Source organism: Dermabacter sp. HSID17554, from assembly GCF_003989295.1.
Taxonomy (GTDB): domain Bacteria; phylum Actinomycetota; class Actinomycetes; order Actinomycetales; family Dermabacteraceae; genus Dermabacter; species Dermabacter vaginalis.
Genome location: NZ_RBLW01000003.1, coordinates 129,606 through 142,649, shown reverse-complemented (window position 1 = coordinate 142,649; position 13,044 = coordinate 129,606). Strand labels below are relative to the sequence as shown.

General features: G+C 64.3%; 12 protein-coding genes and 1 riboswitch. Of the genes, 2 read left to right on the top strand and 10 right to left on the bottom strand.

What is annotated here, in order from left to right; translation table 11 throughout:
• Positions 1–4 precede the first annotated feature (4 nt).
• From D8M36_RS06290 to D8M36_RS06280, 3 genes are all read right to left on the bottom strand, one after another.
• A complete protein-coding gene (locus D8M36_RS06290) occupies positions 5–820 on the bottom strand; it encodes a carbohydrate ABC transporter permease (RefSeq protein WP_126848014.1) in 816 nt (271 codons plus the stop codon).
• Positions 821–870: 50 nt separating this feature from the next.
• The gene (locus tag D8M36_RS06285) at positions 871–1,839 is read right to left on the bottom strand and encodes a carbohydrate ABC transporter permease (RefSeq protein ID WP_126847629.1); all 969 of its coding nucleotides are present in this window, start codon (positions 1,837–1,839) and stop codon (positions 871–873) included.
• 89 nt (positions 1,840–1,928) lie between these two features.
• On the bottom strand, positions 1,929–3,233 hold the full coding sequence (locus D8M36_RS06280; protein WP_126847627.1) for a sugar ABC transporter substrate-binding protein: 1,305 nt from the start codon (positions 3,231–3,233) through the stop codon (positions 1,929–1,931).
• 131 nt (positions 3,234–3,364) lie between these two features.
• Here D8M36_RS06280 and D8M36_RS06275 point away from each other — a divergent pair, with 131 nt between their 5' ends.
• Positions 3,365–4,384 (top strand): N-acetylglucosamine kinase, encoded by a 1,020-nt coding sequence (locus tag D8M36_RS06275; RefSeq protein WP_161970218.1) that lies wholly within the window; start codon positions 3,365–3,367, stop codon positions 4,382–4,384.
• Here the strand turns inward: D8M36_RS06275 and D8M36_RS06270 are convergent.
• The 6 genes from D8M36_RS06270 to D8M36_RS06245 all read right to left on the bottom strand — a co-directional run bounded on the left by D8M36_RS06270 (position 4,381) and on the right by D8M36_RS06245 (position 10,978).
• Positions 4,381–4,782, bottom strand: coding sequence for an ankyrin repeat domain-containing protein (locus D8M36_RS06270; protein WP_126847623.1), 402 nt, complete (start codon positions 4,780–4,782; stop codon positions 4,381–4,383). The two genes, D8M36_RS06275 and D8M36_RS06270, sit on opposite strands and share 4 nt — an antisense overlap.
• Positions 4,779–6,944, bottom strand: coding sequence for an ATP-binding cassette domain-containing protein (locus tag D8M36_RS06265; RefSeq protein WP_126847621.1), 2,166 nt, complete (start codon positions 6,942–6,944; stop codon positions 4,779–4,781). Before D8M36_RS06265 ends, D8M36_RS06270 begins: the two co-directional genes overlap by 4 nt.
• Positions 6,941–7,549, bottom strand: coding sequence for an ECF transporter S component (locus D8M36_RS06260; RefSeq protein ID WP_126847619.1), 609 nt, complete (start codon positions 7,547–7,549; stop codon positions 6,941–6,943). The genes D8M36_RS06265 and D8M36_RS06260 overlap by 4 nt, the downstream gene beginning before the upstream one ends.
• On the bottom strand, positions 7,546–8,190 hold the full coding sequence (locus D8M36_RS06255) for an ECF transporter S component (protein WP_126847617.1): 645 nt from the start codon (positions 8,188–8,190) through the stop codon (positions 7,546–7,548). The genes D8M36_RS06260 and D8M36_RS06255 overlap by 4 nt, the downstream gene beginning before the upstream one ends.
• 54 nt (positions 8,191–8,244) lie before the next feature.
• A riboswitch (TPP riboswitch) is annotated at positions 8,245–8,350 on the bottom strand.
• Positions 8,351–8,395: 45 nt separating this feature from the next.
• Positions 8,396–8,980 carry a hypothetical protein gene (locus tag D8M36_RS06250; RefSeq protein WP_126847615.1) on the bottom strand — a complete coding sequence of 195 codons (585 nt, stop codon included), beginning with the start codon at positions 8,978–8,980 and terminating at the stop codon, positions 8,396–8,398.
• A gap of 3 nt (positions 8,981–8,983) precedes the next feature.
• Complete coding sequence (locus D8M36_RS06245) at positions 8,984–10,978, bottom strand: M13 family metallopeptidase (RefSeq protein ID WP_126847613.1); 1,995 nt, start codon at positions 10,976–10,978, stop codon at positions 8,984–8,986.
• A gap of 135 nt (positions 10,979–11,113) precedes the next feature.
• On the opposite strand from D8M36_RS06245, the gene D8M36_RS06240 reads away from it, so the two are divergent.
• Positions 11,114–12,112 carry a YeiH family protein gene (locus D8M36_RS06240; protein WP_126847611.1) on the top strand — a complete coding sequence of 333 codons (999 nt, stop codon included), beginning with the start codon at positions 11,114–11,116 and terminating at the stop codon, positions 12,110–12,112.
• A 15-nt stretch (positions 12,113–12,127) separates the two neighbouring features.
• Here the strand turns inward: D8M36_RS06240 and D8M36_RS06235 are convergent, their stop codons facing one another.
• Entirely contained in the window at positions 12,128–12,949 is an 822-nt protein-coding gene (locus D8M36_RS06235) for a hypothetical protein (protein WP_126847609.1), read from the bottom strand.
• Positions 12,950–13,044 lie beyond the last annotated feature (95 nt).

The window sequence follows — 13,044 nt, the reverse complement described above, 5'->3', positions numbered from 1 at the left end:
CCTTCTAACCTTTGACCGCGCCTGCCGTGAGCCCCGACGAAAGCTGGCGCTGGACCAGGACGAAGAAGATCACAACGGGAAGCGCGATGATGGTCGAGGCGGCCATGATCGGCCCCCAATCGGCCGTGTTCTGCGTGAAGAACGTCCGCAAACCAACGCCCACCGTGTACTTCGACGAGTCCGTCATAAACGTGAGGGCAAAAATGAACTCGTTCCACGCAGTGATGAACGCAAATACGCTCGTGGCGACGAGACCGGGGGCGACGAGCGGCAGGAGAATCGAGAAGAACATCCGGAACCATCCGGCGCCATCGATGTAGGCGGCTTCCTCGAGCTCCTTCGGGACCGCGGCGACGAAACCCTTGAGGTTCCAAATCGCGAACGGAAGCGAGAAGGCGAGATAGACGATCACGAGGCCGAGGAGCGAGTTGAGCATGTTGAGGGTGCGCGCCTGAAGGAACAGCGGGATCACGAGAGCCTCGAGCGGCACCATCTGCACCATGAGCACGAGCACGAGCACGACGGTGCGAAGGCGGAAGCGGTAGCGAGCGACGCCAATCGCCGCGAACAGCGCGATTGCGCCAGAAAGGAGCACGGTTCCGGCCGCGACGATGAGCGAGACCTTGATGTATTCGAAGAAGTTCGCGTCGATCAGGACGGTTTTAAAGTGGTCGAGCGTGAAGCTCGTGGGAAGAATGCCCGCGCCGCGCGAGTTGGCGTGTGTATCGACCGCGGTCGTGAGCATCCAGTAGAACGGGAAAAGGGCGTACACAAGAAGAACGACGATGCCGATTGCCTTCGCGATGTTTGCGGGGCGCAGCGGGTTTTTCTTATTTTCTGCGGGCGGGGTAACGCTCGAGGTAGAGGTACTCACAGTTCATCCTCCTTCATGAGTGCACGCATGTAGACCACGGAGATCGCGAGAAGGACAAGAGTGAGAAGCACCGCGATAGCAGAGCCCATGCCGTACTTTCCCTGCCCAAACGACTCGGTGTAGGACCACACGCCGAGGTTCATCATGTGCCTGTTCGACCCATCGCCGCCGGGCATGAGATAGATCTGTGTGAAGACCTTGAAATCCCAGATAGTCGACAAGATGATGCACACGGCGAGGATCGGCCGGATCATCGGGATGGTGACGTTCGTGAAGCGCTTGAACGCACTCGCGCCATCGACCTTCGCGGCCTCATAAAGAGACTCCGGGATTGTGAGGAGCCCGGCGAGGGTCGTCACGGCGATAAAGGGAAAGCCGTGGTACACGACGTTGAGCGCCGCGATTGAATAGAACGCCACGCGCGAATCCCACCAGTTCATGCTGCCCGGCGTGAACAGCCCGAGACTATCGAGCACACTCGCGACGAAGCCGCTCGTGGGATCGAACAGCCACACAAACACGTAGGTGCCGGTAAGCGCGGGAACGGCCCACGCGACCATGATCGCGCCGATGCAGATGTTGCGCCACGTAAGCGAGAGCGTATTGAGAAAAAGCGCAACGGCGACGCCCACGAGCATCGTGAGCACCACGCACACGGCCGCAAATCCGACGGTGTTCGGAAGCACGGTTGTCCACAGATGCGGATCGCTGAGAATCGCCGAATAGTTGGCGAAGCCCACGTAGTTGGTGGTGCCCTTCAGCAGGTTCCGCAGGCCGTAGTCCTGAAGCGAGAGGTCGACTACACGAAACAGGGGGAAGATCAGCAGGACCGCGAGCGTGAGGAGCCCGGGCGCGAGGAGCAGCCACGGCGGCAAGTGCCGGCGCGCCCACATCGACAGTCGTGACGAGCGGCTCGTGTCAGCCGGGGGCAGCGCACTCTCGTGAGTGTCGTTCAAGGTGGTCATCGAGGAAGCTTTCGAACGTGAGCTGGAGGCTCGGGGCCCGGCCCTCAGAAAGTGGGCCCCGAGCGATGGTCGGTGAACGAAAACATGGCTTAGGCGCCGAAGATTCCGTCCATTTCCTTAGCGGCAGCATCAGCAGCAGCCTGCGGGGCCTGGCCACCGGCAAGCACGTTGCTCAGCAGGTTCGGGAGGGTCTTCTTGCCCTCGATCTGGCCCCACATCGGGGTGACGGGAACCGACTTCCCCGCTTCTGTCATCTGCGAAGCAAAGACCTTCGTGAGGTCGGTGCCGTTCTTGATGGTGTCGTCGAGCGCTGACTTCGTGCCGGGGAAGAAGTTCGTCTCTTCGCTCCACCGAGTCGCGAACTCGCCGGTCGTCATGAGCTTGATGAGTTCGAAGGCGAGCTCGGGCTCCTCGGAGTCGAGGAACCGGCACAGGTGGGAACCGCCCACGAAGCTCGCGGCGATCGCCGAGTCCTTGGCGGGGATGGTGAAGGCCGTGAGTTTGTTGAACAGTTCTTCGTCGCTTGCCTTCACGGTCGCGGGCACCCACGAACCGGTGATGAACATGGCGACCTTGCCCTCCTGGAACTGCTTGAGGGAATCGTTTTCCTTCCAGGTCGAGGCGGCTTCGGTCGAGGCACCATGCTTGAGGGCGAGATCGGTGTACCACGTGAGGCCCTCGACCGCTGGCGCTTCGTTGATCGTGGCCTTCCAGTCTTTGCCGGAGCCTTCGGCGATGTCGCCGCCTGCTCCCCAAATGAAGGGGAGGAGAGCGAAGGGGGATCCGCCGTTGACGGGGAATGGGATGACGTCGGGGTTCTTTGCCTTGAGGGTTTCGATCATGGCGAGGAGGTCGTCCCATGATTGCGGTTGCGAATTCACGCCCGCCGCTTCGAGGATGTCCTTGTTCGCGAGGATCGAGCGGATACCCGCGTACCACGGCATGCCGTACAGCTTGCCATCGAGCGTGCCGGCTTCCTTGAGGGCGTCGACGAGGTCGGAGTCGATTCCGGCGTTTTTCACGTCTTCGGTGAGGTCATCGAGGCCGCCGGCATCGGCGAACTCGGGTGTCCAGGTCGTGCCGATCTCGGCGACGTCGGGGCCGGTGCCGCCCGCCATGGCGGTGACGAACTTGTCGTGAGCACCATCCCAGGGCTGGACTTCCACCTTGAGCGTGGCGCCCGTGTGGTTGGTGAACTCCTCCTGGAGGGCCTTGACGTATTCATCGGTCTTGGCGTTCGTGCCCTCCATGATCCACAGGGTGATGGTCTTGCCGTCGTTGGCGGCTTTGTCGGTGGGGTTGGAGGAGGAATCGCCCGATTTTCCGCACGCGGCGAGGCCAACGGTGGCGGCGCCGAGTGCGCCGGTGGCGATGAGGTTCCTGCGGGTGATCATAGTGTCTCCTTTGAGCTATGAGGGTCCGGGCACCGATGTGAAAAAATATTTCATACGCATGCCTCGTGATGAAACTTACCACAATCTGTGGCGCTGGTGACATACTGACGGAGACCGAAAGGACTGTTGATATGCCGATTCCCATGCTCCTGGGCGCCGACGTCGGAGCGACCCACACGCGCCTCGCGCTCGAGGGCGTTCGCGAGCCTCACGCGGCACGTGCGCACGAGTGCGAAGGCTCCAGCGCGATTCGGGTCGATGGGGCGGGATTTAACGTGCGGTCCTCCGGCCCCGACGCGCTCGACCACTTCGAGCAGACACTTGCGCGCGCGTTCGCCCAACTCGAGAGCGACAGCATCCTGGAAAAGGCCGTCTTCGGAATTTCTGGAGCGGGTCCCGCCCGCCACGAGCGCATCGAGGCACTCGTGCGTGAGGCCGTTGTTTCGCAAGCGACGGCCCACCACCTCCAGGTCGATCCCGCCAATGTTCGTGTCGTCGATGACCTCTGCACGGCATTCGCGAGTGCCTTCCCGGCATCCTCGTCCCGACCCACCGGCGTTCTCGTTCTTGCGGGTACCGGCGCGGCAAGCGTGAGCTTCGTGAGGGGCGTGGAGTCAGTGCGCCGCGACGGCATGGGGTGGCTCCTCGGAGACATCGGTTCGGCCGTCTGGCTTGGGAAACGCGCGCTCGAAGCGACGGCGGCGGACCTCGATGCACGCGGCCCCGCAACGGCTCTCACCGGCCGCATCTGTGAAGAACTCGGCTTTCCCCCGCGGGAGAACGCCGCTTCCCTCGATCCGCGCCAAGCCCTCATCCGGGAGGTCTATGACCTTGCCCCGGCGGAGTACGGGCGTTTCGCACCAATTGTCACCGAGCTCGGTCACCTCGGTGAGGGGGAGGGGGATCCGGTCGCGAGGGAGATTGTCGCGGAGGCTGTCGAGTCTCTCCTTGAGGGCGCGCTTGCGCTTGCGAAACCTCTGCGCGGTGAGTCTCCTGTGTGCGTCGTTCTCGCAGGAAGCGTTCTCACCTCGCGCGGTCCCATCGGGGACCTCGTGCGCTACGCGCTCGAGCGCGAAGGCTTCGACGTACGTGAGGCAGCCTCGCCCCTCGACGGGGCTCTCGCGCTCGCACGCGCGGAAAGTCGGCTTTAGAAGGTGTAGTGACGCGCGAAAAAGCTGGCACTGTCGCGCGCGCTTGGCCTGCCCGCGTCCGGATCAGCGCCAGCGTTGACGAGGGCTTCGACTACGTCGTCGAAGCCCTTGAAGACAGCGCCCGCGAGCGGGCTCTGGCCACGGTCGTTAAGGAGATCGACGTCCGCGCCGCGCTCTGCGAGCAGCCTCACGAGCGCCTCGTGGCCGTGGTAGGCGGCGAGCATGAGCATGGTGTTGCCATCCGCATCTTGCATGTTGAGCGGAACGCCCGCGTCGAGCGCACGGCGAAGGGCGTCGACGTTCCCCTCTCGCGCGGCATCCATGAGGGCGCGCGCAAGAGCGGCGGCCTCATCGGTGTCGGCGTCGGTACCGGGCTGGGGCGCGGTGCTTTCACTCATGCCACAAGCGTAGCGATGATGGGCGCGGCCAGCAGGACGATCCCGAGTCCCAAGCCCCACGCATCGTGCCACGTGAACCGCGCATCGTGGACCCACGTGCGCCGTTGCGCAGTCGCGAATCCGCGCGCATCCATCGCGAGCGCTTGGATCTCCGCGCCGCGCAGCGTCGAGACGAGAAGCGCAAACGTTGCACCGGCGTAGAGCGCGAAGGAGTTGCGCTGCTGGATGCCGCGGATGCGGCGCGTAAAGACGATGTCGCCCCACTGCGAAAACACGTGTCCGAGCCGCGCGAGGCCCGCACTCATGGCTGCCGCGAACCGCGCGGGAACATGACACTTTTGGGCTAGAGCCTGACCGAAGCGGGTCGGGTCTAGACCTTCAAGAAGGATCGCGCCGGGGCCGACCATGGCGAAGATTCTCAGGCCTTCGACGCCGGCGCCCTGCCATGTCGACAGTTCGCCGAGTGGCCTGCCGGAGAGAATCCCGGCCGACCACGCGATGGTGAGCGCCGCGAGCACGATTGGTGCAAGACGCGCCATGAGCCGGGCTGGAGTGCGCCAGGCGAGAGGGATGAGCATGAGCGTGAGAATGGTGCCCGTGAGCGTCGGCGCGAGCGTGTGCATTCCGAACGATCCCGCGAAGGCTAAAACGGCGATCGCGAGGATCGTGAGTGGATTGAGCTTATCGGCAGCGACGGCGCGCGGCGGGTGGGGAACGCGCGGGATCGGGGGAGCGGGGGACGAGTCCGACGGTTGCTGGCACGCGATACTCTCTCGGAGATCATCACGCCCCGGCGCTGCCTCGAGGGCAATGACTCGGTCGCACGCGCGCACGAGCCGCTCGTCATGGGTGGCCGCAAGGACCGCGCGGCCGCTGACGAGTGCGCGAGCAATGAGCTCAGCCACCGCGCCAAACGCCGCGTCGTCGAGGCCCACAGTCGGCTCGTCGAGCACGAGAATGTCGCGGCCCGAGGCGAGTGCCGTCGCGAAGGCGAGACGACGCTGCTCACCCCCTGAAAGCGTGAAGGGGCCGGCGGATTCGAGGTGAGCGAGGCCCGTCGCTTCGAGCCACGCCCGTGCGGCCTCATCGTCGCTCGGATCCTCGGCGCCGGCTTTCACCTCGTCGAGGACGGTGCGGGCGACGAAGCTCTGCTCGGGGTTTTGCGGGAGCCATGCGGCTCGAAACGGCGCCTTCTTCGCTGCGCGCTTACCCCTACCCGTGCGTTCACGGGTCTCCTCGAGAAGGTAGCGGATCAAGGTGGACTTGCCGATGCCACTTGGGCCCGTGAGCGCGGCGAGTTCTCCGGTGTAAAGCTCGACGTGAACGGGGCCGGCAAACAGAGTGCGGCCCTCGAGCGTCGCGGGAACCTCGAGGTCGATGAGGGCAGAGTCATCGCCGGTGCGTTGTGCACACGCGTGGCTGGTCGCGAAGGTTTCGTCGCTGCGAGCCCCGGAGCTTCGCCATGTCTGTGCGGAAACATCCTCCAGAATGCGACCGCCCTCTCCGATGCGAATAACGCGATCGACGTGATCGAGCCACAGTTCCACCTGATGATCCGCGACGATGAGCGTCAGGCCCTTTGTGGCAGCACAAATGGCGTCGCGCACCGCAAGGGCCGTTGCCTCATCGAGCATCGCGAGAGGCTCGTCAAGAGCGTAAGCCCCCGATCCGGTCGCAAGGAGACCGGCGAGTGAGAGGCGCTGCTGCTGCCCTCCAGAAAGGTGATAGGGATTCGCCTCGAGCGGCGACGAAAACGCGGCGGCCGCGTGCGCATCGCGCACGACTTCCGGCATGCGAGCAGGATCGACGCTCGCGTTTTCGGGGCCGAAGGCCGTATCGATTCCCGCGGTGGCACCCACGAACGAGTGCACGGGATTTTGCACCATGAGGGTAACCCCCGGCACGGGGGAGGGCTCGGGCAAAGGAACAGAAGGGTCGGTTCCCTCTGGCGGGTCCTCGGGAATGAGGCCGCTCAGAGCCTTGAGAATTGTCGATTTTCCCGAGCCACTCGCCCCCGTAAGGAGCACGCGCTCACCAGGGGGGATCTCGAGCGACAGTCCAGAAAGTGCCGGGGATGTGCGCCCCGGTGGTGTGTAGGTGAAGTCGTCGATCCCCACACCCACGGCACCGCGTGGCGGGGCAAGCGTCGGACTCTCACTCACCGCTGTGCGGCCTCCTCACGCCCGGGCGCGAAGTTCCCGAGTGCCCCCGCTTTCGCGAGTGCACGCACGATTGCCGGTGCGGGCAGAGCGAGGAGGATGACACCCGAGATGAGGAAGAGTACGAGGTGTGCGAGGCGGAATGGCACGGCCCAGCTCGGGAAGAACACGAATTGCTCCCAGATCCACTGCGCGACCATCGAGATCCACGCACCTGCGAGAATCCACTTGAACGACGGCTTTGCGTACTTGGTGGCTGCACCCATGACCTCGAAACCGATCGCGACGATCGCCCCCGAAATGAGCACTGTCCACCCGAAGTGCGAGCCGAGAAGCGCCTCGATGATCGCGCCGATCCACATCGTGCCAAGGGCCGAGCCCGGCTTGCGAACGATGAGCATCGAGAGTGCTGCCGGCAGAGCCCACGGTCCCGCGGCGATGCCTTCACTGGGCGGGAAAAGCGAGAACACGGGTTTGAGGGCGCCGAGACCTGCGGCGTAGGCGAAGAATGCGACGCCGGCGATCAGGCCCATCGATACAACAACGAGAAGATCGATAGTGCGGTAGCGAAGAGCGGAATGGTTATCAGGAGCAGCTGTGGTCATCATGCATCGATTCTAGAGCTGCCACGCGGGGCTGCAGAAACGGTAAAGTCCCGGCTCACCGAAAATTGATTGAGCGCGCCGGCCTTCGCGAGTGCCGCGACAATCGCGCGACCAAGGGCCGCGAGAAGCGTCAGGGCGCTGATCCAGAAGAAAACGAGAAGCATGGCTTTGTAGGTCGCCGACCACGAGGGGAAATACGCGACGATCTCGTAAAGCCACTCGAAGAAGGTGGAGAGAAGCGAGCCGCCGATCACGACCGCCGCGCTCGTGCTCGCCCACCCCGAGAGTGCGAACGCAATCTCGAAGCCCGCTCCCTGAAGAAGACCCGAGATGACGGCGCCCACGCCGAAGTGGCTCCCGAGCAGCGCCTCGAGGCACGCCGCGATAATCTCCGCGCCGAAGGCCGCGCCCGGGCGGCGGACGATCAACATCGCGACGAGGGCCGGAAGGCACCAGAAACCCGTGAGGAGGCCCTCGAGCGGGGGGAACACCGAGGTGAGAGGCGCGGTGAGGTTGTAAAGCTGGGCGTAGCCGGCGAAGGCAACGCCGAAGGCCACGCCCACCATGACGATCACCACGAGGTCGATCGTGCGGTACTTGATGCGGTCCGAAAAGCCCGGTCGAGGGGCGTGTGCGTTCGTCATCACCACTCCTTCCCACTCGGAAGGGGCACGCCCCGGCAGCCTTGCCACCGCGGCACGCGAGAAATCCCGACTCCCTACGCCGGCACTACCCGGATCAGGTTCGAGGGTCAGCGCCCTTTGCGCACTCTCAGCACCGGTCGGTGCTCCCCTGTCTGTGGATGACGCCGAACATCCTACATGGCTGTGTCGATGCTCGCGTGATCGCTCAGCGCGCGAATGAGATCGCCGCCGCAATCGCCTCCGCGGCTTCGCGAGGTTTCTCGGGACTCAACAGATACGCCTTTCCGTCGCGACCGATGATCTCGACGAGCTCGCCACCGTGCGTCACCGCGAACGACGTGTCGGCCTGGGGGCCGAGGAGTGTACGAGGCTTGAACGGTTCGACCGCACTCACGTCGCTCAGAGTCGAGACCGTGACTTCGGCGCGCCCGAGCCCGATGTTGCCCACGAGGGAACCGACTCGTTCGGGTGCGACCGTGCGCAATTGGACCGTGCGGAAATTTTCGAGCGGCCACGTGGGCCGCGTGAAAAAACCCCCGAGGCGCGGCGTCACACCATGCTCGTCCACGACGAACGTGATCGACGTGCGCAGCCACGCCCACGCCGCATAGCCTGCAAACCCCAAGGCGAGGATCACCGCGGTGCCAATCCCGGAATCGCCAAACGTGAGAAGCACGAAGATACAGATCGCCGCGCCGATCACGAGGGTGAGGGCGACGCGGGTCCAGGCGACCCGCCCCGGCCTCACCCTGCCTTTAAAGGGTGCGAGAGTTCCGCTCGTGCGCGCCATCGCTCACCAGATGCTCACGCGATGCTCGGGGGCGAGGAAGAGCCCATCGCCTTCCTTCACCTCAAAGGCGTCGTGGAAGGCATCAATATGGCGCACGACCCCGTTCGCGCGGAATTCCATGGGAGCGTGCGGGTCGATCGCGAGGCGACGAATGGCATCAGCCTCGCGGTTCTTTCCGCGCCACACAGCACCCCACGAAAGGAAGAGGCGCTGGATGCCCGTGTAGCCGTCGGGCCCCACCTCGTGTGCCGCCTCGCCGACCTCATTGAGGTAGGCCTTGAGCGCGATCGTGAGCCCGCCGAGGTCGCCGATGTTCTCGCCGATCGTGAAGGCGCCGTTCACGTGATGCTCATCTGAGAGATTGCGCGGGCTCATCGCATCGTAGTCGGCGATGAGTGAGCGCGTGCGCTTCTCAAATTCCGCTCGGTCCGCCTCGGTCCACCAGCTCTTGAGCGCGCCGTCACCGTCGTACTTGGAGCCCTGGTCGTCGAAGCCATGGCCAATCTCGTGACCAATCACCGCGCCGATCCCGCCGAAATTCACGGCGTCATCCGCATCGATCCCAAAATACGGCGGCTGAAGGATTGCCGCGGGGAACACGATCTCGTTCGCACCGGGGTTGTAGTAGGCGTTTACGGTTTGCGGGGTCATGTGCCATTCGCCGCGATCGACGCTTCGGCCGAGCTTTCCGAGCTCGAAGTTGTGGGTGAAGGTCGCGATATTTCCGACGGTGGCGAGGAGCGAGTCGGGGTCAATGTCAAGACTCGAGTAGTCCTTCCATTCCTCGGGGTGGCCGATCTTCGGCGTGAACTTCTCGAGCTTCGCGAGGGCCTTCTCGCGGGTCGCGGGGGTCATCCACTCGAGCGAAGAGATCGACTCGCGGTAGGCGGTGATGAGTGCCTCGACGAGGTGCTCCATGCGTTCCTTCGCCTCAGGCGGGAAATACTCGGCGACATACTTTTCGCCCACGGCTTCGCCGAGCGCCGAGTCGACGAGGCTCACGCCACGCTTCCAGCGTTCGCGGATCTCGGTGGTGCCCGAGAGAGTGGCGCCGTGGAAATCGAAGTGAGCGCTCACGAAGTCCTCGCTGAGGTACGGTGCTGCCGCATCGATCGCGTGCAGTGCGAGCCACGCGCGGAGATTCTCGAGGCTTTCGCTTCCCCACAGTTTGGCGATGGCCTTCGTGTACTCGGGTTCGTTGATGTTGATGGTCTCGACCCACTCGGCCTTCGCACCGGCGCCCTCGAAGTAGGCATCCCAATCGAAACCGGGGAAGGCCTCGGCGCGTTCGTCGATCGTCATCGGGTTATTGGATTTCTCGCTGTCGCGCCTCCGCACGACGTCGACGTGCTCTTTCGCGATGCGGGTCTCGAGATCCATGACGGTTTCGGCGAGGGCGCGGGCATCGCCGTCGGGGAGCCCGGCACGCCCAGGGAGCTGCGCAAGGTCGGCAAGAGTCGCGAGGTAATCAACGTAGGCCTCGCGGATCGCTTGGTACTGCTCCTCGCGGTAGAAGGACTCATCGGGAAGACCGAGGCCCGCCTGCCCGATCTGCGCCTGGTAACGATCGGGATTGTTCGCGTCGTTCCACACGTAGAGGGCGATGATTCCCGTGGGCGCGGTTGCTTCGCCTGTGAAGCTCGTGAGCGCCGCGCGATCCTCGAGACCAAGGATGCGCTCGAGCTGGGGTTCGAGGTCACGCGTGCCAATCTCGTTCAGGCGCTGCTCGTCCATGAAAAGCGCATACAGCGCGCCGATCTTGCCCTCGATCGTTTCGGTGGAAGCCTCAGTTTTGGCGGCGTCCTCGATGATGCCGCGCACGCGCTCCTCCGAGAGGTCGCGCAGCCGCGTGAATTCCGAGTAGCTCGGCTTATCGGCAGGGATCTCAGCCGAGGCAAGCCACGCGCCATTGATGAAACCAAAAAGGTCGTCCTGAGGGCGAACGCACTCGTCGATCTGCGTGAGGTCAAGACCGGTCTGGGCGGTGGGCGAGGTCATGAGGGTCCTCCGGGGTAGGGAACGGGTTCCGACGGTTCCCTCCACAGTAGCGATCCGGCCTTTGTGAACGGTGGATGTATCACGTGATGGCCGTGAAAATTTACCTGGTCGCGGCGGGGCTCCTAGGATGGGGCCATGCCTTCTTCTTTGCGTACCCTCCTGCCCGGGCTCGTGCCGTGCCTTCTCGTCGCCGTGATTGCGGTGGCCGTAAATCTTGCCGTGCCCGCGCTCAGCCCCTTGCTTCTCGCGATCGTGCTCGGCGCAGTGCTCACGAATATCGTTTCGATACCCGACTCGTGGGGCGAGGGTGTGCAATTCTCCTCGAAGAAACTCCTGCGCGTGGGGATTGTGCTTCTCGGCCTCCAACTCGCGGTCGGGGACATCCTCTCTCTTGGATGGCGCGTGATCGTAGGAGTCGTGCTTGTTGTGACCCTCTCGCTTGTGGGGACGCTCGCGATGGCGAGGTTGCTCGGGATAAGCCGCCCGCTCTCGATCCTTATTGCGTGTGGCTTTTCGATTTGTGGCGCGGCCGCCGTGGCGGGCGTGGAGGACATCGCCGATGCCGACGAGGAAGAGGTCGCCACAGCAATCGCCCTCGTTGTCCTGTTTGGCACCCTCATGATCCCGCTCGCGCCGCTCGCTGCCCACGCCATGGGAATGGGAGAGGTCGCCGGCGGTACATGGATCGGCGCGAGCATTCACGAGGTCGCGCAGGTCGTCGCCGCGGGCGGAGCCTATGGGGCTGCGGCGCTCTCGGTCGCCGTGATCGTCAAGCTCACGCGCGTCGTTCTCCTCGCTCCGGTCGCCGTTGCGCTCTCCTTCGCGGAGCGCTCGCGCGGCACGCTCCGCGAAGGAGCGAAGCGCCCGCCGATCGTCCCGCTGTTCGTCGTGGGGTTCCTTGTCATGATCGGTATCGGTTCACTCCACATCATCCCCGCCGGGGCGCTTTCGGGGCTCAAGTTGCTGCAAACCGGGCTGCTTGCTGCGGCGATGTTCGCGCTTGGCCTCGGTGTAAAGGTCAAGGGCCTGATGCGCGTGGGTGGACGTCCCGTCATTCTTGGCGCGCTCAGTACCGTGTGGATCGCCCTGCTGGCGCTCGCCATGGTCGTGCTTTCGGGAACGATGGGCGCGTAGCAAGCGTCGGGCGCCTTAGGAGAGCGCCGCGACCCCGGGCGCAAGCACAAAGGCGACGGCGAGGGCGGCCGTCACGACGCCGATCGCACAGGGGGCGAACACCCACGGAGAATTCTTGCGGCGCGCCGGGCTCAGGCTCTGCACGATGAGGGTGGAAAGGCCCGAGGCTATCGACAAAACGATTGTCGCGACCGTCATGATCGGAGCTGCTGTCACAAGTGTGCACGCGCCGAGTTGGAAGAGGAAAAGACCCGCGATATCAACAAAGCGCACGGTCATCGCTCGGCGCACCGAAATGCCACCGTCGAGGACGCTCAGGACAGTCTCCTTCGACCAATCCGACGGGCGCGCGATGCGCCGACGTGACGTGGCAAGCTGCACGGTCGCAAGAATGGCCCACACGAGCATCGCCCCCACGCCGATCCACAGGCCCAAAGCACCCCTCCATTGCCAGCTGAGGGTCACGAGGGCGATGAGTGCGACGAGCAAACGCAGGAGCTCTTCGATGGCCACGCGGCCAACGAGGAACCACGGCGAAGCGGTCATCGCCGGGCCCTTCTTCGCACCGACCGCGCCGGCCACGAGCATGAGCGCGAGATGCGCGAGCCCGAGTCCAATGCCGAGGAAGAGCACACCGGCCGAAGTCGGTGTCGCCACGAGGCACGCGGCGAAGAGGACAAGGGCGAGAAGGGGAGTGAGGAGCGAGAGGATCGCAAACCCGCGCCCGAGCGCGTGAACGACGTCGTTGCCCGTAGGACCGTGATCATGATCGCTGCCGCACGAACAACGATCGGTGCCGGGATCCACAACGTGGGCGGGTTCGGGCGCTGTACTCACACATTCTCCTTGGTCAACCGGGTGCCGGATGCGCCCTCCAAGCGTAATGAGACAACTCGCATTTGCCCATTAGGCACAGGAAAATGCGAGGAACC

Excerpts from the sequence above, each read along its gene's own strand:
- D8M36_RS06285 (WP_126847629.1), bottom strand. The coding sequence starts at position 1,839 with ATGACCACCTTGAACGACACTCACGAGAGTGCGCTGCCCCCGGCTGAC.
- D8M36_RS06245 (WP_126847613.1), bottom strand. The coding sequence starts at position 10,978 with ATGACCTCGCCCACCGCCCAGACCGGTCTTGACCTCACGCAGATCGAC.
- D8M36_RS06280 (WP_126847627.1), bottom strand. The coding sequence starts at position 3,233 with ATGATCACCCGCAGGAACCTCATCGCCACCGGCGCACTCGGCGCCGCC.
- D8M36_RS06240 (WP_126847611.1), top strand. The coding sequence starts at position 11,114 with ATGCCTTCTTCTTTGCGTACCCTCCTGCCCGGGCTCGTGCCGTGCCTT.
- D8M36_RS06275 (WP_161970218.1), top strand. The coding sequence starts at position 3,365 with ATGCCGATTCCCATGCTCCTGGGCGCCGACGTCGGAGCGACCCACACG.
- D8M36_RS06260 (WP_126847619.1), bottom strand. The coding sequence starts at position 7,549 with ATGATGACCACAGCTGCTCCTGATAACCATTCCGCTCTTCGCTACCGC.
- D8M36_RS06250 (WP_126847615.1), bottom strand. The coding sequence starts at position 8,980 with ATGGCGCGCACGAGCGGAACTCTCGCACCCTTTAAAGGCAGGGTGAGG.
- D8M36_RS06255 (WP_126847617.1), bottom strand. The coding sequence starts at position 8,190 with ATGACGAACGCACACGCCCCTCGACCGGGCTTTTCGGACCGCATCAAG.
- D8M36_RS06270 (WP_126847623.1), bottom strand. The coding sequence starts at position 4,782 with ATGAGTGAAAGCACCGCGCCCCAGCCCGGTACCGACGCCGACACCGAT.